The organism is Winkia sp. C0117E2 (genome assembly GCF_056590455.1).
The window spans coordinates 291,715-311,817 of record NZ_JBWPWD010000003.1; the positions used below are offsets into that span (position 1 = coordinate 291,715).

A 20,103-nucleotide genomic window follows, 5' to 3' on the forward strand; every position below is an offset into this window, starting at 1 on the left:
CTAGTGGGGAGCTTTGTCCTGCAAATAGGTTAAAATGGCGCGCACCCTGCGATTTTCCTGATCGGGGGTGAGCCCCATCTTGGCGAAAATATTCGCCACATGTTTGCCCACCGCGGCCCCGGACACGAAGAGTGATTCGGCGATCTGCGAATTGGATTTCCCCTGCGCCATTAGGGCCAGGACCTCCAACTCGCGCTCGGTCAGCTGGTCTATGCCAGTCGAAGACACCATTGCCCCAGCCACCTGCGGGTCTATCACTACCGCACCGCGGCCCACAGCGCGCAGGGTAGAAATGAAATCAGCAACGTGGCCCACCGAGTCTTTCAGTAGGTATCCGGTACCCGTGCCCGGCTGGGTCATGTCCAGTACCGCCCTGGCATATGCGGGGGCGACATACTGGCTGCAGATCAAAATGGCGAGGCGCGGGTGAGCGGCACGGATCTTTTGCGCGGCTTCCAGGCCGTCCTCTGCCATATTCGGGGGCATGCGCACGTCAGTGACCACCAGGTCGGGAGCATTGTCCTCGGCAAACAGGGCATCTACCAGCACCGGCAGAGTCTGCGCATTATCCGTTTGCCCCACGATCTGGAAGCCTTGCCGTTCCAGCATGCCCGCCAAAGATTCCCGCAGCAGGCCGGAGTCGTCAGCTAATACCAATTTCATTGTTTCTCCAGTTTTATAGCGCTTTCGCCAGCAAAGAGCAGTAGTGGGATCGAGCCGATCACCTGGGTGGGACCGCCCAACGGGGAAGAGATGGTTAGGGAGCCGCCGAAGGCTGCCAGCCGTTCTTGAATGCCGGCCAAGCCGTGCCCCTCAAGGAGCGTGGCTCCGCCCGGACCGTCATCCTGCACAGAAATACGTAACTGCTCTCCTACCGTTATCAACACGTTCACCGGAGCTTCTGCCGCATACTTGGTGGCATTGGTGATCGCCTCGGTGGTGAAAAAGTAGGCGCAGGCCAATACGCCCTCGGGAAGTGGGGGAACAGGGGCGGGGCAGCGGATTGTGATCGGGATAGCGCTGTGGCGCACTACGTCCTCGAGAGCGGCTACGAGCCCCTTATCTTCCAGCACTTGCGGGTGGATCCCACGCACGGTAGTTCGCAGTTGTGCCAGTGCGGTATCCAAATTCTCGTGAGTCTTCGCAAGCAAGTCGGCCAGCTGCGGATTTTCTTGCAAGCTTGGATCCAACTCGGCTTCCCCCAAGGTGAGTGCGGCGGCCACCAAGTACTGCTGCGCCCCATCGTGCAGATCGCGTTCAATGCGGCGACGCTCCACCTCGTACGCGTCGACAATAGCCCGGCGCGACTTGGCAAGGCGGCGCACCTCTTCTGCCGCCTCACGACGCTCCTGCCATCTGGAAAATAACCTCACGTGCCTATCCTAACGATAGGCATCCGGCGGCCCCGCGAGTCCGCCCGGTAAGGTGAACAAAGTAGGGCAGGCCCTACCACACTATTCAGGCGGCGCATATTCCAAGTCGCCGCAGCAATTAGTGGAATGGAGCTATGAAGAAAACAATCCTGGCAGCGCGAAACATCAGCAAGTCTTTTGGCAAAGTGCGCGCCTTAGCCGACGTGTCCTTGCAGCTTCGCGCGGGCGAGGCGCTCGCGGTCATGGGCCCGTCCGGTTCTGGCAAGTCCACTCTGCTGCATTGTCTTTCGGGCGTCCTGACCCCGGATACAGGAAGCATTGTCTTTGAGGGCGAAGAGCTCTCTACCATGTCCGATGCAGCTAGGTCGGCGGTGCGATTAGGCTCGTTCGGGTTCGTGTTCCAAGATGGGGCGCTGTTACCGGAACTGCCGGCGCGTGACAACGTGGCGTTACCGTTGCAGTTGCGTGGAATGAAGAGGGCCCAGGCGCTGCGGGTGGCTACCGATGCGATGGCCAGGCTTGGGATTGCAGACAAAGCCAATGTGCTGCCTGGAGACATGTCAGGTGGTCAGGCCCAACGCGTAGCTATTGCCCGTGCCATTGTGACGAATCCGGCGATCATGTTTGCCGACGAGCCTACCGGTGCGCTTGATCAGCCGACATCACACGAGGTGATGCAAGTACTTACGGCTCTAGCGCGTATTTTCGATACGGCTCTGGTAATAGTTACCCACGATCTGAACGTTGCTTCCTGGTGTAATCGGGTGGTGGAAATTCGTGACGGGCTGGTTCATTCTGAACAGCTGATCGGGGGAAAAGATGCCTGAGCGTGCCTTGCAGGCGAAAAACCTGCTCTCGACTACCGCGCAAATAGCTAGGCACCGATTCGGGGCGGCCAGCGGTGAGGGGCCGCTGGTGCTAGCTTCTGTAGGGGCATTTACGGTGGTGTCGGCCATTACCTACCTGGTTGCCACCGGCACCTACATGTTCTGGCGTAGATTCGTTCACCCGGTGAGTGCGCTGGCAGACTGGACGTTGGGCAAGTCGACTGCAGGGTTCTACTTTCTTCTGGCATTGCTGGCGTTAGCCCTACTCATCGGCCCTCTGACTACGCTTGCTAGTTCTGCCTCTTTACTGGGCGCTAACGCGCGCGAACACAGAATGGCGACCTTGCGGCTGCTGGGAGTGTCCCAGTGGGGAATAGTGAAAATTGCAGGTTTAGAGACGATGCTGCAGGCGAGCATCGGAACGGTGTGTGGCTTCGCCCTCTGCATGCTGGCACTGCCCCCGTTACACAAACTCTCATTTCAAGGTAGCCCGTTGCTCTGGAGGGAAATGTTTCTTCCGCCTCTGGGGTACCTAGCTTGCGCACTGGCTATAGTTCTGCTCAGTGGGGAAGCGGCGACGTTGGGACTGCGGCGCGTAATTATCTCTCCCCAAGGAGTGGTTAGAAAATCCCGCTCACGCAAGCTGCGCGGAGGACGAGCACTACTGTTTGTGGCTTCGGCAACGGCAGCAATCATCATCCCGTCCACCTTTGCTAATAATCAGATGCAGGCCAACCTGCTCCTGGTCATTATGGTGTTGTTGGTGGCCGGGTGGACCATGGTAATGGCAATGCCCTATTTGCTGCGGCTCGTCGCAAGAGCCTTTGCCGTCTCCTCTAACCTCGTCGTATCCGTGTCGGCAAGACGCATAATGGCAGCCCCGCGTGATACGTGGAGGCGGGTCGCAGGGGTGGCTTTCCTGTCTGTAATTGCCGGCGCTGCCGCAACTACGCCCCGGTTTGGGATGGGGGTGGCATCACACAAAGACGAACAAATAGTGCTCACCGGTTTGGCAGACGTAAAGGTCGGGGCCGGCCTTACCGTGCTATTCGGTTTTCTACTGGCTGCCGCCTCCACGTTGCTCGCAGGACTATCGGCAGAATATGAACACGCCTGCCAAACGCGAGCCCTTGCCCGAATGGGTGCCCCCGATTCCTTCGCACTGAAAGTGTCAGCTACCGAGGCTCTGGCGCCAGTAGCCGGCGTGTGCCTAATTGGATACCTCATTGGCGTCCTCAACGCGTTTCCCATGATGCTTCTTGCCCTGAACAATGACGAGCTAAGTAGGTATGACGGGCTAGTAGCGGTGCTTACAGGGGCAGTGGTAGTTATAGGCGGCATCGCGTTGGTCGCCTTCGCTAACGCGATGACCATCCCCGTGCACAGAAAAATCCTGGCCGAAAACACAAGAAAAGTGGATTAGGGCGAGGCCTGCGCTATCAGGCATGTACGATTCTATATATGAACGCGAACCATTTTCCTCTTACTTTGCCCGCCAAGATCCTGCTCCTGGGAAGCGGCGAATTAGGCAAAGAACTGACCATCTCGCTCAAACGTCTCGGCTGCACGGTTATAGCCGTCGATTCCTACGCCAACGCCCCTGCTATGCAGGTCGCGGACGACTCGCGCATAGTTTATATGACGGATAACCAGGCGCTTTCGCAGCTACTTTCCGAGGTGAACCCGGATCTGGTCGTCCCCGAAGTTGAAAAGCTGGCTGCCGGCGTCTTGGAACAGTGGATGGAAGAACAACGCGGTCAGGCCAAGGTTTCGCCAGTACGCGTAGTTCCTAGTGCGCCCGCGGTCCAGGCAACTTTTGATCGCCGGTTTATCCGTACCCTGGCGGCTGAGAAGGCGGGGGTGCCCACTTCGAACTACGGGTTTGCGTCCTCGGAAGAACAATTGGAGGAATTGGCAAACAAGATCGGTTTCCCGTGCTTTGTGAAGCCCACGATGTCCTCTTCGGGCCACGGCCAAAGCCTAGTAACCGCTCCGGAGCAGATCGCTACCGCGTGGAAGAAGGCGCAGAGCGAGGCTCGCGCACACACCAACTGGGTCATTTGCGAATCCAAGATCAATTTCGACTACGAAATTACCCTGCTCACGGTTCGTCACCTAGACGCTCACGGGCAGGTACAAACTAGCTTCTGTGCCCCCATCGGGCACACGCAGTCCCGCGGAGACTACGTCGAAAGCTGGCAGCCGCACCAGATGCCGCCGAAGGTGCTGGCGCGGGCGCGGGAGGTCTCGAAGGCAGTCACTGATGCGTTGGCAGCCGAAACTCCCGAATGGCAGGGGCCCGTCCTCGGCATTTTTGGGGTGGAACTGTTCGTGGCCGGGGACGAAGTCATGTTCTCGGAGCTCTCTCCGCGCCCCCACGACACGGGCATGGTAACCCTGATCAGCCAGTACCACAGCGAATTCGACTTGCATGCCCGCGCCATCTTGGGAATGCCGCTGGACGTGTCGATCCGCCGCCCCGGCGCTTCTGTGCCGATCAAATCGCAGGTAGATTCCGACCAGCCTCGTTTCGAGGGCGTCGAAGAGGCCTTGGCAACCACTAACGGTACGAATGCCTGCGTTGACGTGCGCCTGTTTGGAAAGCCTGAAGCCTATAACGACCGCCGCATGGGGGTCGCCCTCGCAGTGGGAACTTCTACCGCGGAGGCCCGCGAGGCAGCTGGTGTTGCTGCCTCTAGCGTGAAGGTTCGTTAGCTAGGCCCAAGAAGCAAGGATTGCCCCCAGGTGGGGCAATTTTTGTGGCTTATTTTAAGGCGCGCGCGCCCGTCGCTCGGTTCCGGTGTCTGGTCTGGATAAGGTGGAACGGTGAGCAAAAGTGAGAAGTTTTCTAAGCTGCGCCCAAAAAAGGCCACCGAAGGCGCGCCCTCTACCAGGTCTCAGCTGGTAGATGAGGCTTTGAACGGGTGGGTAGAGGAACTCCAGCAGTCCGCTACTTCCGCTCCGTCGCTGCCCAAATTGGAGCTGTTTGCGGCGCATCCGACCGGTCTTGCCCAGCTCTATGCCGGCAGGGCTACACGTCTTACCAACTTGGTGCGCGAACCGAACGCGTTGGCGCACGTGCGCATGCGCGCTCACGACCTCCTTGCGGCTCAGAGTGAACTGAGCTCGGGCCAGGGGGCAATCCCCATGCACTTGGGGATCGGTACCGCTTCTTGGACGGATGCTACTGACGGCACTTCGTCTGCTCACTCTGTCACGGCCTTGCTGCGCCCGCTCACTATGCAGCTTGCCGAGGACGACGACATCCTTCTGACGCTTCGCCCCGGGCTCAGCCTGAATAGTGAATTGGCGCAGGCCCTTCGCGATAAGGGGCTGAAGCTGGACATCTCCCAATTCGACAAGGTGGGGGATTTTTCGCCGCTCAATGCGTTGCGTTTCCTGCGCGAAGCTGGGTCGCTGAACCTGGTTGGCTTCGACATGTACGAGTCGCTCACGCTCGGAGTGTTTGTGAAGCCAGCGGACATAGTGATTGGCGATTTGCAGCGGTTGCGCGAGCGAGCCGTGGAATCTACGGTGGTTGCCGCTCTTGCCGGCGATGATACCGCGCGTGCGGCGCTGGCGAAGCCGCTTGCCGAGCCGATTCGCACCGACCGGGACCCGCACACCGAAAAAGGGGTGGGCCTGCTCGACCCGCTGCAGCATGACGCCCTCGACGCGGTTGCTGCCGGCAGATCCCTGGTACTCGACACCCCGCCCGCATCCGAGAGGGCGGAGACCATTGCGGCTATCATGGTCGATGCAGCTGTCAGCGGCAAACGCGTGGCGTATGTGCCGGGCGAACGCCGTGCCGCCACAGCCTTGATGGCCTACCTGCGCGAACTGGGGCTAGACGACTTGGTGCTAGATCTATCGGATAGCACCGATTGGGATCGCGGAGCTATCGCCGCGCTGCGGCACGCGATCACTATCGAACCGACTAATACCCAAGATGCGGACATGGTAGAGGACATCCGCACCGAGTTGGTGAAGGTACGCGAGAAGCTGGGGGGCTACACCCAGGCTCTGCACAAGCCAAAGGAAACTTGGGGAATCTCCCCATACGATGCCTTGCAGGTTTTGACTGACCTTACTGCGGGTACTTCCGGGCCACGCACCAAGGTGCGCTTTTCGGAAGAACGTTTGGACAAGATTGCCGAGGACGGCGCAGCCAGCGCGCGTGCAGCGTTGCAGGAAGCTGCCGAGTTGGGCATCTTCAAGGCGGGCAAGAAGTCTAACGCGTGGCACGGGGCAGTAATTTCCGCGCCCGAAGCCGTTGCCGAAACTGTCGAATGCGTCCAGCGCATCTCTATCCAATCGCTGCCGCAAGTGCGTGCCAACATTGGGCGCGTTGCACGCGAGACCGGGCTAACCCAGGCCCACACCTTGGAAGACTGGGAACAGCAGCTGGAACTGCTAGCCGGAGTCCGCGACAGCCTCGACGTGTTCTTGCCGATGGTGTTCGAACGCTCCGCGGCAGACATGATGATCGCGACCGCGCCCAAGGAATGGCGTAAGGAACGCGCCCTCAACATGAAGGGATCGACCCGCAGGCGTCTGGTGAGGCAGGCTCGGGACATGGTTCGTCCCGGAGTAAAGGTAGACAACCTGCACGAACGCCTTACTAGGGTGCAGAATCTGCGGAGTGTCTGGGCCGAATACGGAGACGCGGCCGGGTGGCCAAAACTGCCGGGCGGCCTTGACGAGATGATCAACGTCAACCAGGCCCTGCGCACTGATCTGAAGGCAATTTCGCCGTTCTTCTCTACCGTGCACGGCGATTTGGCCAAGATGCCGGTAGACGACCTAGTGCGGCTCATGGACGCGCTTGCCCAGGACAAAGACGGCGCTGCCAGGCTCCCTGAACGTGTCAAAGTGCTAAAGAAGATCAAGGCGCTCGGGCTTGAAGATCTAGTGGATGACCTGCGGGCACGGCAGGTGCCTGACTATCTGATCCCATCCGAGCTAGACTTGGCATGGTGGGCTTCCGCCCTTTCGGTGATGCTGTCCCAGGATGACCGCCTGGCCCACTACACCGGAAAAACGTTGGCCGGCCTCAGCACGCAGCTACGCAACCTAGATCGGGAACAGGAACGTTCGCTGGTGCCACAGGCACGATTCAAGATTGCCCAGCAGGTGCGCCGGCGGCTGCTAGATGATCGCGACCAGGCGGGGCTCTTGTACGAGGCCTTGGCTGCCGATAGCGACCTGCCACTGCCGCAGATACTGGCAGATTACCCGCTGTCGGCGTACGTGATGCCGATCCGCATTGTTCCGCCGCTGCAGATGTCTAGCCTGTTCGACGAGAAGGCACGCATTGACGTGGTAGTTCTTGACGGCGTGGAGCGCCTCGAAGTCGCGGAGCTGTTGCCGGCTCTATGCAGGGCCACCCAGGTGGTCGTGGCCGGGGACGTGCGGCGTAAACTCGGCGGAGCAGTGACCGAATTTGCCGAAATACTGCCGCATATCACTGTGCCGCCCTCGGTAGGGAAGTCGAACGAAGCGGTTACTGATTTCTTGGCGTCGCACGGGTACGGGCGCGCTGTGTTTTCGGTTCCGGTCCCTCGGACGTCCTCGGCGCTGGGACTACATTTGGTAGACGGGCGCGGAATGCCCGCCCCCGGACTTTCGGCTATCGAATCTTCTGCTGACGAGGTCGAGGCCGTGGTCGACTTGGTAATTGACCACGCGCTGTCGCGGCCCGATGAGTCCTTGGCAGTGGTCACGCTGAACGCGCGGCATGCTCAACGTATCCGAGAGGCGATCATTTCCGCGGTGGCGGATTCGCCGGCTATAGATTCGTTCTTCAAGCCCACGGCTGTGGAACCGTTCGTGACCTTGGATGCTGCGCACGCGGCGGGACTACGCCGAGACCGCATCATTTTGGCGGTCGGATTTGCTAAGACTCCGCACGGACGCGTCTTGCACGACTTCGGGGCAATCAGCGGTTCTACGGGCCCATCTTTGTTGGTTGACGCCCTTTCAGCAGTGCGCGGGGATTTGGACGTGGTTGCCTCGTTTGCCCCGGAAGATATTGACGAATCTCGGTTGAATTCCGAGGGCGCTCGCATGCTGGTAGATCTGCTAGCTAGCGCCCAGGAATCCGGCAAGGCGTTGTCTCCGATCGAACTGGCACAGGCTTCTACAGAAGAGGAATCTGAACCGGATCGTTTGCTAGTTGACCTGGCAGAACGCTTGTATCGTCTGGGTCTTACCGTGCTGCCCAACGTGGGTACAGATAAAGGGGTGCGCATTCCGCTGGCAATTGGCCATCCGGCATTCCCGGATGAACTGCTGGTAGCGGTACTCACCGACAATGTCGCCTACGCTTCAGAGCCTTCTTTGCGGCGGCGGGAGCGGATCCTGCCTGCCCGCCTAGCCGAATTCGGGTGGGGCGTGTACACGGTGTATTCCACCGCGGTCTTCATGAATCCCCAGGCAGAGGCCGAGGCTATCTTGAACCTGGTACTCGATATTGTCGAGGAAGCGCAGGGTGAACCGCTGCCGGAGTCGGCTCCGCAACCTTCGGTGGAGCAGACGGACGAACTGGAAGTGGACGAATCTGGCGAGGTCAGTGAACCGGCTCCGGTTCGCTCCGAACCGCGTCCTCCCATCGCGCCGGGGTTGCCGCTCACCGCCTACGGAGATGACCAGCTAGACGAGATGGCGAGGTGGATTGCTTCTGACGGGGTGGAACGGAGCGAGTCGCAGATGGTTGCGGAACTGATTGAAGCCCTACAGATCGTACGCCGCGGGGCGCAGGTAAATGCGGTGCTGGCGAACGTAGCTCGTCGCAATGGAGCCGTGGCAGACCCGGCAGAAGAATCGGCCGATGAAGAAGCCTAGACGACGGGCAGTATTCGTTTCGCAGGCGGACAAGAAGCGCCTCCAGATGGGGCAGGCCCCAAGTTGGGACGAAGGCACTGTGCAGCCGGATTACGTAAAGCTAGCCAAGACTTCGACTGACCACGGCAAAGGAGAAAATGACGCGCGCTTACGCGACAATGTTCCGCCGCACTGGGGAAGCTGAATCAGGCAAATAAAAATGGGGGCCAAATTGGTCCCCATTTTTACATTCAGCTCAAATCAGATATCTGCGCGGTGGCGGCCTTCTGCGCTGGAAATAGAAGCGGTGTCACCGTGCTGGGCTGCAAGAAGGTCACGAATTTCGGTTAGCAGAGCGACGTCCTCGGAAACGGCTGCGTCCTCGACTTCTTCGCCAGCCTTACGGCGAGCAGCGATCTTTTCATTGAGCTTGTTCATGGGCAGCACAATCAGGAAATATACGGCTGCAGCTATCAAAATAAAGTTAATAATGGCGGTAATTAGCAAGCCGGGTTTGACAGTGGCGTTGCCCAGGTGGAACGCTGCGACCTCGTCAAAGTTAGGTTTGCCGATTAGGCCAGCAATTATCGGGTTAATGATGCCGTCGACGATCGCGGTGACGATTGCCGAGAAGGCACCGGCAATAACGACGCCAACGGCAAGTTCTAGTGCATTGCCACGCATTACGAATTCTTTGAATCCCTGAAGCATTCTCTTCTCCTGTGTAAACGGGGTTATTTGCCTCCAAGTTTAGAGGGACGAGTATAGGAAATAATAGTTAGAGTGCTATGCAGTCTACCTTTTGCAACCAATAAGTTATGAAGGGTTAGTTAAGGTATAAGAATCCGGCAGGGGTAAGTACCGCGTTCACCTTCTTGTCATGAGGGGCAATAGGAAGAGCGTTCTCGGCATCTAAAAATTCCGAAGTGTAGACAACTGCGCAAATGCAGGCATCGGCAGAAGCATTTTCCAAAATGTGGTCATACCAACCCCCACCTTGGCCCAACCTATTTCCGGAACGGTCGATGCTGAGGGCAGGCAGTATAAGCAGCCCGGCTCTACTGATGACGTCCGGGGAAAGTATTTCGCCAGACGGGGCAGGAGGACGGCCGGGTGCGTGTACCTGCAGGTCGCCCGGGCCGCGGTAGAGCGCCCAGGTGCGAGAAAGCTTGGGTCCAAGGCGTGGCAGAAGGACTTCCTTGCCCTGTCTGAACGCCTCATTTGCGATGCCCATTACGTCGGGCTCAGCATTTACCGGAACATAGGAGGCAATAGTTTCGTCCTCGCGTTCCAGCACGGGAGCAGCTGCGTCAAGGATATTTTTCGCCGCCTCTTTCCGGGCCTGAGAAGTTAACTTCTTGCGGCAGGCGCGCACTTTGGCTCTTAGAGCTGCCTTTTTGTCCTCGATGTCTTCTTCGACTACCGCGTCAAATGATTGCTCCTTATTCATGATCCCATCATTGCAGGTTTCGGCGTGCGAGCAAGGTTGCCACATGGAAAACAGATAGCCTTAAGGAAACTGCAACTTTGAGGGGAGCGCGCATGCGAACTGTCGCCCAGCATTTAGAAGCTTGTTTGGCTCAGGTGGGTCCGCTTCCACCGCTAGAGGTACTGCTACCGGATGCGGTCGGGTGCATTCTTGCCGAGGACGTAGCCTCCCCGTTCGATCTGCCCGTCACCGATGTTTCCACGATTGACGGATACGCAGTGCGCAGCGTCGACATTGCGGGGGCTAGCGCTGACGAGCCAGTCTATTTGCGCGTAATTGATGAGGTTCGCGCTGGCGATGTTGATCCTACTTCAGTGATTGCCGAAACAGCGGTTCGTATTGCTTCTGGGGCGCCGGTGCCAGCAGGGGCGGATGCCGTGGTGGACCTAGAGGACACCGACCGGGACGAATCGAATGTGCAGATTAAGAAGCTTTCGTTGCCGGGGCAGAATATTCGTCCCCGAGCAAGCGACGTTGAGGCCTACCAGAACGTGTTGCAGGAAGGCCAGCGCATCGGCGCCAGGCAGATTGCGTTGCTGGCTGGGGTGGGCAGATTGCGTGTACTGGTGCATCCGCATCCTAGAGTCGTCGTCATGTCCATTGGTGACGAGCTGGTAGAACCCGGTCGGATCGCTAGCCCCGGTGCTGTTTTCGATGCTAATGGGCACGCCCTTGCGGCTGCGGTGGCGGATGCCGGTGCCGATACTTTCCGCGTCAATGCCGTGCCAGATGAGCACCGCATCCTGCGGCAAACTATCGAGGACCAGCTAGTACGCGCCGACCTATTGATTACTACCGGCGGTCTTTCCTACGGGGCAGGGGACACGGTAAAAGAGGTCTTGTCGCCCCTAGGGACTGTCCGTTTCGATTCCGTAGCCATTGCTCCCGGCAAACATATGGGCGTGGGCACGGTAGAAGATACTCCGATTTTCTGTTTGCCCGGTGATCCCGTAACCGCTCAGATCTGTTACGAAGTATTTGTGCGGCCGGCACTGCGGTCCATGGCAGGCTGGTCCGAGCTTTACCGCACGGCCCTTACTGCCCGGGTAGACCGGGGCTGGGCCTCGCCGGCTGGGAAACGAGAATTCGTCCGCGTGGCGCTCTCTGGTGCTCCCGCTGAAGGCTATGTGGCCAGCGTCTGTGGCGACCCCAAGGATCGGCTACTTTCCAAGCTCACGGAGGCGAACGCCCTCGCTGTAGTTCCGGAGGATGTTACGGAAGTGCGCGCCGGGGACGAACTAGTGTGCATGGTGCTCGACTAGTGTTCTCGCTAATAGATCAGGCGCGGTTGGCGCTGCGCAGACCGCTTGACTTGGTCTATGACAAGCCCGAGCTGGCCGCGATTACCACGGCGAATCTGGGCTATTTGCGGCTTAGGCAAATGAAGCGCGCTGATCACCTTCGGGTCAATGAACTTCGCTATGGGGAGCGAGAGTGGTTGGGGCCTTGGGAAGCTAGCGCGCCGGTGGGGTACCCGGTAGACCCACCCACCTTTGAACAGTATGTGGCCAGCTGTAACAGGCAGATATTGGATGGCCGCATGATGCCTTTGGTCATCGAAGGTGACGGTCAAGCGATAGGGCAACTTACTATTTCCGACATCTCGAGGGCGGCTACGCAAAGTTGCGCTATTGGGTATTGGATTTCGCAGACTTGGGCGAATATGGGTTTGATGACTCTGGCAGTGGCTATGGCTCTGGACGCCTGCTTTACCGATTTGAACCTGCACCGAGCCGAGATCAATATTCGGCCCGAGAACGCCCGTTCCTTGGCGATTCCGCGCAAGCTTGGCCTGCGTAAAGAGGGAGTACGGCGGAAATACATCTGTATCGACGGCAGTTGGGCGGACCACGTCTCTTTCGCTGCTACTGTCGAGGACGCCCACGGTGGGTTTGTGGCCAGGCTGGAGGCTCACAAGCAGAACAACAGTTGTTACTGATGTGAAAGTTGTGACTATTGATAAGGGCGGTTATTGAATCGTTCTCATGGTTTGGAACTTTCGGGGCGAGTCGTCCACGATCCAGCTGTTTCTTTCATAGATTTAACGATGTGGAGTTTGGAGGAGTGGCTTTCGCAGCAGTCGTGCTTGTTGTACTTGGGGTTGTCTTCCCCAAGGTCGTCTTGTGGCGTTTGGCAACCAGCCAGGGCAACGAAGCGGATAGGTTCTCCGGAAAACTGCAAATATTGAATACTGAAAGCGTTCAGTACCAAAGCCGCGGGGAAAACGGTGGGATACTGTTCCCCCAAATAGGAGGCAAAATGAACAACAGCAGGTCTGAATTGGTAAATGCGCGTGCGCAGCGAGCCGCGTTAGTTGCCCGCAGGCATGCTGCTGCCCAACGCAGGGTGGCGCTTACCGTGTTGATGGTGGCCGCCCTCGTACTCGTGCTGATTGTTGCCGCGGCCGGGAAGATCTCGTTGCTGTGGGCGCTCCTGCCCACTGCGGGAGTTGGCGCTGCACTCTACTATTCCAGGCGCTCAACTGTTGCTGATCGCAAGCAGGACGTTGCTGATATGGCACGTATTCGCAAACTGAAGCAGGAAGCGCTTGCGGCCGACCGTCCCGCACCGAAGGCGAACAGGTCTTGGCGGCAGCTTTCTAGACTCACAAAGTATGATCCCGGGATGACCGAGCAGGTTGAGGCGAAGGATCAGGAGCAAGGTCAGCAGAAGCAAGAAGAGGCCAAGACTGGTTCTACTGCGCAGCCGGTTGCGGGAAACGAGCGGCCTCGTAAGTATGCCAAGGGGATGACTTGGTCTCCTATGCCGGTCCCTGCTCCGACTCACAAGTTGAAGCCGCTGGTCCAGCCACGCACTGTGGCGGTGGAACACATGCGTGGGGATACTCCTGCAGCGGGGGTTGCTGTACCGTACAGGCCGCGCTCGGTTCGGAAGGCCGAGGTTGCGATGACTTCTGCCGAGGTGGCACGTACTGCGCTTGTTCGTATGGATGGGGACGATATGTTGGAGGCTCGTAGAGCGAACGCGTCCTAATGAATCGCAGCTTTTGAGGCCGGTCAGGTGTTCCTGGCCGGCCTTATTGTGATCTAAGCTGCGGCAGTTGGAAACTGGTGCCCGTTTAGTGCTAACCTATACAAGTCCTAAGGGGCTATGGCGCAGTTGGTAGCGCGTCTCGTTCGCAATGAGAAGGTCGGGGGTTCGAATCCCCCTAGCTCCACCAGTTACTCGCGGTTTTGACCGCGAGTTTTTTGTATCTTGGGGCGTTTTGAGCGAATACGAAAAGATGCTTGCTGGGCAGTATTATGACGCAAACTACGACAGTGAAATCTTGAGGCTACGGCAGCGAGCAGACGAGCTCTGTTTTCAACTGAATAGTTTGCAACCGTCAAGGCAGCAGGAACGCCTGGACGTGCTTGCCAGGCTGTTTCCAACCCTTGGAGAACATGCGACGATTTTGTCTCCCATGTTTGCTGACTATGGGACGCTGACGAAGATCGGCGATGACGTCTTTGTAAACCATAATGCCTACTTTATGGATGGTGGTGGCATCACTATTGGGGATCATTGCTTTAATGGCCCCGATTGTGGCTTTTATACTGCCGACCATGCGCGTCTGCCTGAGGGCCGAAATAGGGGGATCGAGAAGGCGAGTCCAATCACGATAGGGGACAACGTGTGGTTGGGCGCGAAGGTGTGTGTACTTCCTGGTGTCACGATCGGTGCCGGCGCGATTGTGGGTGCCGGTTCGGTAGTGACTCGGAATGTTCCAGCGGGGAGTTATAGCTGCCGGAAATCATGCTCGGGTTATCAGACGTGTCACTCAGGAAGATGCGTTGGAAGAGCGGCTCTAAAGACTCAACGTTCGACGCACCTCCACAGCCACAAGAACATGTTGTCGGCTGCCCTTAGCAAGATCTTGTCTATGGTTGCCTATTCTTCATAGGCTGCTGGTTTAGTTTGTATCTTTCTGATCCGTTCTATGTCGAGCTTGGAGCTCCTGTCGAACGCAACGATTCCATTTTTCTCTTGGAATACATCGGTCAACTGGGTGTAGCAATAGCCAAATGTCTGCGGCATTGCAGTTAGGACTGAGACCAAGCCGGCAAAACGCTCGTAGAACTCCTCTAGTGAACGGACTCTGTCCCCATATCCCCATGAAGCGGCCTGATCATTTACTTCCTGTTGCGCTCTCGCTTCCTCCTCGTTCCACCAGATGCCTCCAAACTCAGAGACGAAGAATGGTTGGCCCGCGTAGGGAACAGAGAAGCTTCCATCCGCAAAAGGCATCTGATTAGGTGCTAACTCCACACGATTTACAAAGGGGTCGGAGCATTCGTGGCTTTGGTTATTGCCGCACTGGCTTGGGCAATCCCGATTTTCTTTGCGCTCCAGATGTCGTTCAAGCACGAGGCCGATGCTTCGGCAGCGCCCCTCGCTTTTTGGCCTCCTAGGGGATGGACCCTCGATAACTATGCCGCGGTAATTCGCGGCGGAGATATACCTTTGTGGCTGTGGAACTCCCTGGTAGTGGCAGCCGTAGTAACTGCGATCACTCTGCTAATATCCGTGCCTGCAGCGTATGTATTCTCGAGAACAGATTTTCCTGGTCGACGGTTATGCTACGGCCTTACTGTTGCAGCTATCATGGTGCCTCCTCAGATACTGATAGTTCCTCTGTTTGAACAGATGAAGTTCATGAAGCTATCGGATACGCTTGCCGGTGTAGCTTTGCCGCAGGTAGTGGCCCCCTTGATGGTGATCGTGCTAAAGAATTTCTTCGATCAGCTACCCGTTGAACTGGAAGAATCAGCAAGGTTGGAAGGCGCCTCCCGGGTGAAGATCCTGACTGCAATTATCTTGCCGTTGTCTAGATCGATCATCGTAGCTGTTGCGATCTTTGTATTTATTGGGTGTTGGAATAACTTCCTGTGGCCTTTTATCATTACAAACTCGCCGAACCTGATGACCATCCCTGTCGGGTTAGGAACTGTAAAGAATGCTTATGGCGTGCAGTACGCGCAAGGTATGGCAAGCGCAGTTATTGGTGCACTGCCACTGGTTATTGTTTTCGTCCTGTTTCAACGCCAAATCGTTAAAGGCTTTGCTACCACAGGCATGGGCGGGCAGTAGCTTAGTTGCAGCAGCTTATATAAGAAGAGGGCGCCCGCAGGGGCGCCCTCGTTCGTTTGGTAGCTGTGCTTAGAAGAAGCTGGGCAGCTGCCTAATGTTGGTCTTTGCCATGTCGATCAATTCTGCGCCGCGGCCGGAAAGCACGGTGCGCATTGCGTACAGGCTGAAGCCCTTCATCTGATCCAGATCGATAGTCGGAGGAATGGTTAGCTCCTGGCGGTCGGTGATCACGTCAAGGATGGCCGGGCCCTTATGGGCTAGGAATTCCTTCACCGTCTTTTCTAGGTCCTTCGCCTTTTCAACGCGGTAGCCCTTCAAGTCGCAAGCTTCAGCGATGTTGGCGAAGTTCGGATCAGACAGGTCGGTAGCGTAGTTGACGAAGCCGGCCGACTTCATTTCCAACTCGACGAAGTTCAGCGAAGAGTTGTTGAAGACGACGATTTTCACCGGGAGCCCGTCCTGCTTCAAGGTGAGCAGATCACCCATGAGCATCGAGAGGCCGCCGTCACCAGACATGGAGATGACCTGGCGGTTCGGGTATGCCGCCTGTGCGCCCATGCCCATGGGCAGGCCGTTTGCCATTGATCCGTGGTTGAAGGAACCGATGATGCGGCGCTTGCCGTTGACATCGATGTAGCGGGCTGCCCAGATCACGGGGGAGCCAACGTCGGGAACGAAGATGGCGTCGTCGTCGGCGTAACGGTTTAGCAGTTCTGCCAAGTACTGCGGGTGAATCTTGCCGCGAGACGGCTTTGCTAGGGCCATCAGGTCCTTGGTGGCTTCCTTGTAGTCCTTCTGCATCTTCTTTAGATGCCTCGAGGAACGTCCGGGCTTGATGAGCTTTTCCAGTTCAGGCGCCGTGTCTTTCACGGTGCCAACTAGTGGAACGTCAACCTTGGTGCGGCGGCCAATGTGTTCTCCGGCCAGATCCACCTGAATTACCTTCGCATTCTTCGGGTAGAACTGCCTGTAGGGCAGGTCCGCGCCCAGCATCAGCAAAGTGTCGCAGTCGGTCATTGCGTTGTAGCCGGAGGTGAAGCCCAACAGACCGGTCATGCCGACGTCGAAGGGATTGTCATAGGCAACCCATTCTTTACCGCGCATCGTATGCACGATGGGTGCCTGTAGTTTGTCTGCCAAGGAAACGAGTTCGTCATGTGCGCCCTCGCAACCAGCGCCTGCCAGAATCGATACCTTCTTGGAGTGATTCAGGATTTCGGCGGCCTTGTCCAGTGCTTCCTGGGCGGGAATGGAGCGAGTGGGGGAATGGAATACGACTTCCGGTTCGCCCTTGACTTCGGCCTGCAGAATGTTACCCGGGATTACTAGAACGGCAACGCCCTTCTTGTCGAGGGCAGCGCGCATAGCTACGCGAAGGATGCGTGGCATCTGAGCGGGGTTCGAAACAAGTTCGCAGTATACGGAGCATTCCTGGAAAAGGTTCTCGGGGTGAGTTTCCTGGAAATAGCTCCCGCCGATCTCGTCGTGAGGAATGTGAGCGGCGATCGCAAGAACGGGTTGGTGGGAACGGTTTGCGTCGAACAAACCGTTGATAAGGTGCAGGTTTCCGGGCCCACAGGAGCCTACGGTTACCGCTAATTTGCCGGTGACGGCTGCTTCAGCACCAGCAGCGAAGGCGCCAGCCTCCTCATGACGGACTGGAACCCAGCCAATTCCGTCAGTCAGGCGGATCGCATCGGTCAGTGCGTTCAGGGAGTCTCCTGCAACGCCCCAAACCTTGGAGACGCCGCTAGCTTTGAGGCTAGCAACAATGTTTTCTGCAACAGACGGCATCAATACCTCATTCCGAAAAACTTTATCTTCGGTTAAAGTCTATGCTCTAGTCCGCCTGTTTCGTAGAACTGGTGTCCTTAATCATCTTTTTGTTTGCGCCACTTGAATGATGGTGTTTTATTGAAATGACGCCGAGTTTTCTTTTTCGGTAAGATTGCCGCCTCATCTTCTAGTAGTTCGGTAACATTTTGTTCGGTGATAGCTTCGGGGTCGCGGGCAGCATTTTGCTGTGAGCCTGCCCCGGCTATTACTACTACGGCTACGCCAAGGGCCTGGAGCCAGTTCGGAATCTGTCCCAGGATCAGTATGCCGATGAGGATGCTTACGGCCGGCTCCAAAGAAGTAAGAGTGCCAAACGCGGTTGGGTTCATCCTGCGCAGCGCCATCATTTCGAGGGCGAATGGGATTACGGGGTGTAGTAGCGCGATACCGAACGCAATTGCCACCATTTTGAGGTCGAACTGGCTGATGATGGTTGGAGCGCCGACTGCGCCCGCAACGAGTGAGGCAATGGGAACGGTAATGGACAGTGCACTGAGCCCTGTGAAGTGGTCGCCCACTTTCTGCGTGAGCAGGATGTAGGTGCCCCAGCACGCCCCGGCAAAGGCCGCCATCATTACACCTTTTAGGTTGAAGGCCGACGACCATGGTTGGGTCATTGCTAGCACTCCCGCGAAGGCTAGAAACAGCCAGCCCACGGGTTTTAGTGAACGTGACCGAAGCGCCGCCACACTGAGCGGGCCAAGGTATTCGATCGCGACCGCCGTCCCCAGGTTGATGTAGGGCAGGGCCAGTATGAATAGGGTGGACATGGATCCAGTGGCTAACCCCAGCCCGATCAGAGGCAGTATGTCTTTGCGACGAATAGAGCGAATTGGCGGCCTACTAATTAGCCAGAAAACTACCGTTCCCGCCACTAGTCGCATCCATGCGACTCCTCCGGCACTGTAGGTGTCTATAAGACCTACCGAAAGTGCTGAGCCAATTTGTACGGACACCATGCCGGTTACTGCTAGCGACCAAGCGGGCAGGTGCTTTTGCGGGGATGCGGTCACCGTTTTTCTCCGTTCGCGCTTGTAGATGGGGATTTATATACAGATTTCGCACATTTTTCTTCATGATGCAAATACCTGTTTGCCTATCGCTAATCCGCCTTTGGCACAATCGGCAGAATAGTATTGCTATTTTTGAGCAAATTACTGCAAGATCATTGACTTAGGTATGAGTTAAGCAATTGTTTAGGTTATCTACTAATACTTGTTGGAGGTTTATATGAAAGATGCTGCTGCCCTCTTTACGCCGCTTACTATGGGGAGTCTTCACCTAAAGAACCGTCTGGTTATGGCTCCGCTTACTCGCCTTCGGGCCGAGGATGACGGCGTTCCGAACGAGTTGCACGCCTTGTATTACGAACAGAGGGCTTCCCTCGGGCTAATTGTTGCCGAGGGGACTTGGCCTACTTTGGAGGGGCGCACTTGGTACGGTCAGTCGGGCATTTGCACGGAGGCTCAGCTGGAAGGGTGGAAGAAGGTTACGGAGGCAGTCCATGCCAAGGGCGGCCTAATTGTCCTCCAGCTCATGCATGGTGGCCGGGTGTCGCACCCCGAGATCACGCAGACTGGGCGGACGGTGTCTGCATCCAGTGAGCAGCTGGACGGTTTCGCACGTACCAAGAAGGGGAAGGTTGTCCCGCCGCCTCCCTACGCTTTGACTGAGGCCGAGATCGCCACCATCATTTCCGAATTTGCGCAGGCTGCGAAGAATGCGATCGAGGTAGGTATGGATGGCGTGCAGCTGCATGCGGCTAATGGCTACCTACTTCACCAGTTCTTCGCTCCATCTTCTAATAAGCGTACGGATCGCTATGGCGGTTCGCCGGTGAAGCGGGCGCAGTTCCCGATTGAGGTAACTAAGGCTGTCGTCGATGCGATCGGCGCTGACAAAGTTGGAGTGCGTCTTTCTCCCCAGCACAATGTTCAGGGAGCGCTGGAGCCGGATCTGGAAGAGACCCGCGCTACGTATCTGGAGTATGCCCGTTTCGCAGCCGAGGCCGACTTGGCTTTCTTGGACGTCATCTACGGGGATCCGACATCTGAGTTGGTGGCGGGCATCAGGAAGGCTTTCGGCGGGCCCTTCATTTTGAACAATGGCTTCGACCGAGTAACTACCCGCGAAGAGGCCCTTGAAATTGTCGAGGGCGATTGCGCTGATGCGGTCAGCGTAGGGCGCGCAGCCTTGGCTAACCCGGACTTGGCTCGTAGGTGGCAGGAGGGTTTACCTGTAAACGAGCCCGTGCAGTCCACTTTCTACGCGAAAGGCGAGTTGGGCTATACCGACTACCCGTTCTATGAAGGATAGTTCTTAGTAGTCTTTGTTTGCCGCCCCACATTTTCGAATGTGTGGGCGGTTGCTTTTTGTTGAAACGAGGGTGAAAAGCCCGCTTTCCCGGAAAACTTTCCGGCCCGTTTTTGGCAGTATTTAGCCCTTTACGGATTGCTGAGGAAAGTGTGTGTGTGCAGCGTCACCGCAAATTGGTTTGCATTTGGGTGGCAATCCTGCCTAAAGTATTTCTCGTTGCGCCGGTGATCAACCGGTTCGACACGGCCCCTGACCTGGGTTTTTGGGTTGGTGTGGTGTGGTTGTTTTTGTTCTCGATAGTGTGTTTTTGTTTTTGCTCTTTTTGTGTGTGGGCTTTGCGCAACTGTTT

At 57.1% G+C, this 20,103-nt stretch carries 18 protein-coding genes, 1 tRNA gene and 2 pseudogenes; 13 read left to right on the forward strand and 8 right to left on the reverse strand.

The genetic code is table 11. The annotated features are described in order from the left end of the window. Together AC1EKG_RS05970 and AC1EKG_RS05975 are read right to left on the reverse strand one after the other, a co-directional pair. Positions 1–663, reverse strand: a complete 663-nt coding sequence (locus tag AC1EKG_RS05970; RefSeq protein ID WP_004806396.1) for a response regulator transcription factor — start codon at positions 661–663, stop codon at positions 1–3. Beyond that, positions 660–1,373, reverse strand: a complete 714-nt coding sequence (locus AC1EKG_RS05975) for a sensor histidine kinase (RefSeq protein ID WP_004806394.1) — start codon at positions 1,371–1,373, stop codon at positions 660–662. Before AC1EKG_RS05975 ends, AC1EKG_RS05970 begins: the two co-directional genes overlap by 4 nt. A gap of 134 nt (positions 1,374–1,507) precedes the next feature. On the opposite strand from AC1EKG_RS05975, the gene AC1EKG_RS05980 reads away from it, so the two are divergent. From AC1EKG_RS05980 to AC1EKG_RS06000, 5 genes are all read left to right on the forward strand, one after another. Then, positions 1,508–2,200 carry an ABC transporter ATP-binding protein gene (locus AC1EKG_RS05980; protein ID WP_004806393.1) on the forward strand — a complete coding sequence of 231 codons (693 nt, stop codon included), beginning with the start codon at positions 1,508–1,510 and terminating at the stop codon, positions 2,198–2,200. Next, positions 2,193–3,623, forward strand: coding sequence for an FtsX-like permease family protein (locus tag AC1EKG_RS05985; protein WP_004806391.1), 1,431 nt, complete (start codon positions 2,193–2,195; stop codon positions 3,621–3,623). Before AC1EKG_RS05980 ends, AC1EKG_RS05985 begins: the two co-directional genes overlap by 8 nt. Before the next feature lie 38 nt (positions 3,624–3,661). Beyond that, positions 3,662–4,915, forward strand: a complete 1,254-nt coding sequence (gene purT / locus AC1EKG_RS05990) for a formate-dependent phosphoribosylglycinamide formyltransferase (RefSeq protein WP_004806388.1) — start codon at positions 3,662–3,664, stop codon at positions 4,913–4,915. 111 nt (positions 4,916–5,026) lie between these two features. After that, on the forward strand, positions 5,027–9,043 hold the full coding sequence (locus AC1EKG_RS05995) for a hypothetical protein (RefSeq protein WP_004806386.1): 4,017 nt from the start codon (positions 5,027–5,029) through the stop codon (positions 9,041–9,043). After that, complete coding sequence (locus tag AC1EKG_RS06000; protein WP_040315078.1) at positions 9,030–9,227, forward strand: hypothetical protein; 198 nt, start codon at positions 9,030–9,032, stop codon at positions 9,225–9,227. The genes AC1EKG_RS05995 and AC1EKG_RS06000 overlap by 14 nt, the downstream gene beginning before the upstream one ends. Positions 9,228–9,283: 56 nt before the next feature. Here AC1EKG_RS06000 and mscL read toward each other — a convergent pair whose 3' ends face one another. Together mscL and AC1EKG_RS06010 are read right to left on the reverse strand one after the other, a co-directional pair. Further along, on the reverse strand, positions 9,284–9,733 hold the full coding sequence (mscL, locus tag AC1EKG_RS06005) for a large conductance mechanosensitive channel protein MscL (RefSeq protein ID WP_004806382.1): 450 nt from the start codon (positions 9,731–9,733) through the stop codon (positions 9,284–9,286). Positions 9,734–9,848: 115 nt separating this feature from the next. Next, positions 9,849–10,472 (reverse strand): 5-formyltetrahydrofolate cyclo-ligase, encoded by a 624-nt coding sequence (locus AC1EKG_RS06010; RefSeq protein WP_004806379.1) that lies wholly within the window; start codon positions 10,470–10,472, stop codon positions 9,849–9,851. A gap of 92 nt (positions 10,473–10,564) precedes the next feature. Between AC1EKG_RS06010 and AC1EKG_RS06015 the strand changes: the two genes are divergently transcribed. The 6 genes and pseudogenes from AC1EKG_RS06015 to AC1EKG_RS06040 all read left to right on the forward strand — a co-directional run. Then, entirely contained in the window at positions 10,565–11,773 is a 1,209-nt protein-coding gene (locus AC1EKG_RS06015) for a molybdopterin molybdotransferase MoeA (RefSeq protein ID WP_004806377.1), read from the forward strand. Continuing rightward, positions 11,773–12,450, forward strand: a complete 678-nt coding sequence (locus AC1EKG_RS06020; RefSeq protein ID WP_004806374.1) for a GNAT family N-acetyltransferase — start codon at positions 11,773–11,775, stop codon at positions 12,448–12,450. The genes AC1EKG_RS06015 and AC1EKG_RS06020 overlap by 1 nt, the downstream gene beginning before the upstream one ends. A 320-nt stretch (positions 12,451–12,770) precedes the next feature. Beyond that, positions 12,771–13,505, forward strand: a complete 735-nt coding sequence (locus AC1EKG_RS06025; protein ID WP_141740515.1) for a hypothetical protein — start codon at positions 12,771–12,773, stop codon at positions 13,503–13,505. A gap of 111 nt (positions 13,506–13,616) precedes the next feature. After that, a tRNA-Ala gene (locus AC1EKG_RS06030) sits at positions 13,617–13,692 on the forward strand. Positions 13,693–13,755: 63 nt separating this feature from the next. Then, a pseudogene (locus AC1EKG_RS06035) lies at positions 13,756–13,899 on the forward strand (maltose acetyltransferase domain-containing protein); the annotation flags it as partial. Between the two features lie 234 nt (positions 13,900–14,133). Continuing rightward, positions 14,134–14,238, forward strand: a pseudogene (locus tag AC1EKG_RS06040) (DapH/DapD/GlmU-related protein); the annotation flags it as partial. A 164-nt stretch (positions 14,239–14,402) separates the two neighbouring features. On the opposite strand, the gene AC1EKG_RS06045 reads toward AC1EKG_RS06040, so the two are convergent. Then, the gene (locus AC1EKG_RS06045) at positions 14,403–14,780 is read right to left on the reverse strand and encodes a hypothetical protein (RefSeq protein WP_196793457.1); all 378 of its coding nucleotides are present in this window, start codon (positions 14,778–14,780) and stop codon (positions 14,403–14,405) included. A gap of 27 nt (positions 14,781–14,807) precedes the next feature. On the opposite strand from AC1EKG_RS06045, the gene AC1EKG_RS06050 reads away from it, so the two are divergent. After that, entirely contained in the window at positions 14,808–15,602 is a 795-nt protein-coding gene (locus AC1EKG_RS06050; RefSeq protein ID WP_004806369.1) for a carbohydrate ABC transporter permease, read from the forward strand. A 69-nt stretch (positions 15,603–15,671) separates the two neighbouring features. On the opposite strand, the gene poxB is transcribed toward AC1EKG_RS06050, so the two are convergent. Further along, positions 15,672–17,396, reverse strand: a complete 1,725-nt coding sequence (poxB, locus tag AC1EKG_RS06055) for a ubiquinone-dependent pyruvate dehydrogenase (RefSeq protein ID WP_004806366.1) — start codon at positions 17,394–17,396, stop codon at positions 15,672–15,674. A gap of 77 nt (positions 17,397–17,473) precedes the next feature. After that, positions 17,474–18,451, reverse strand: a complete 978-nt coding sequence (locus AC1EKG_RS06060; protein ID WP_004806364.1) for an EamA family transporter — start codon at positions 18,449–18,451, stop codon at positions 17,474–17,476. Between the two features lie 217 nt (positions 18,452–18,668). On the opposite strand from AC1EKG_RS06060, the gene AC1EKG_RS06065 reads away from it, so the two are divergent. Beyond that, positions 18,669–19,754 (forward strand): alkene reductase, encoded by a 1,086-nt coding sequence (locus tag AC1EKG_RS06065; RefSeq protein ID WP_004806362.1) that lies wholly within the window; start codon positions 18,669–18,671, stop codon positions 19,752–19,754. A 163-nt stretch (positions 19,755–19,917) separates the two neighbouring features. On the opposite strand, the gene AC1EKG_RS06070 is transcribed toward AC1EKG_RS06065, so the two are convergent. Further along, positions 19,918–20,103: hypothetical protein (locus AC1EKG_RS06070; protein ID WP_481067781.1), on the reverse strand; the 186-nt coding region annotated here is incomplete at its 5' end.

Coding starts and splice junctions, on each gene's coding strand:
- AC1EKG_RS06000 (WP_040315078.1), top strand. CDS start 9,030: ATGAAGAAGCCTAGACGACGGGCAGTATTCGTTTCGCAGGCGGACAAG.
- AC1EKG_RS06015 (WP_004806377.1), top strand. CDS start 10,565: ATGCGAACTGTCGCCCAGCATTTAGAAGCTTGTTTGGCTCAGGTGGGT.
- mscL (WP_004806382.1), bottom strand. CDS start 9,733: ATGCTTCAGGGATTCAAAGAATTCGTAATGCGTGGCAATGCACTAGAA.
- AC1EKG_RS05985 (WP_004806391.1), top strand. CDS start 2,193: ATGCCTGAGCGTGCCTTGCAGGCGAAAAACCTGCTCTCGACTACCGCG.
- poxB (WP_004806366.1), bottom strand. CDS start 17,396: ATGCCGTCTGTTGCAGAAAACATTGTTGCTAGCCTCAAAGCTAGCGGC.
- purT (WP_004806388.1), top strand. CDS start 3,662: ATGAACGCGAACCATTTTCCTCTTACTTTGCCCGCCAAGATCCTGCTC.
- AC1EKG_RS06025 (WP_141740515.1), top strand. CDS start 12,771: ATGAACAACAGCAGGTCTGAATTGGTAAATGCGCGTGCGCAGCGAGCC.
- AC1EKG_RS06065 (WP_004806362.1), top strand. CDS start 18,669: ATGAAAGATGCTGCTGCCCTCTTTACGCCGCTTACTATGGGGAGTCTT.
- AC1EKG_RS06010 (WP_004806379.1), bottom strand. CDS start 10,472: ATGAATAAGGAGCAATCATTTGACGCGGTAGTCGAAGAAGACATCGAG.
- AC1EKG_RS05980 (WP_004806393.1), top strand. CDS start 1,508: ATGAAGAAAACAATCCTGGCAGCGCGAAACATCAGCAAGTCTTTTGGC.
- AC1EKG_RS05970 (WP_004806396.1), bottom strand. CDS start 663: ATGAAATTGGTATTAGCTGACGACTCCGGCCTGCTGCGGGAATCTTTG.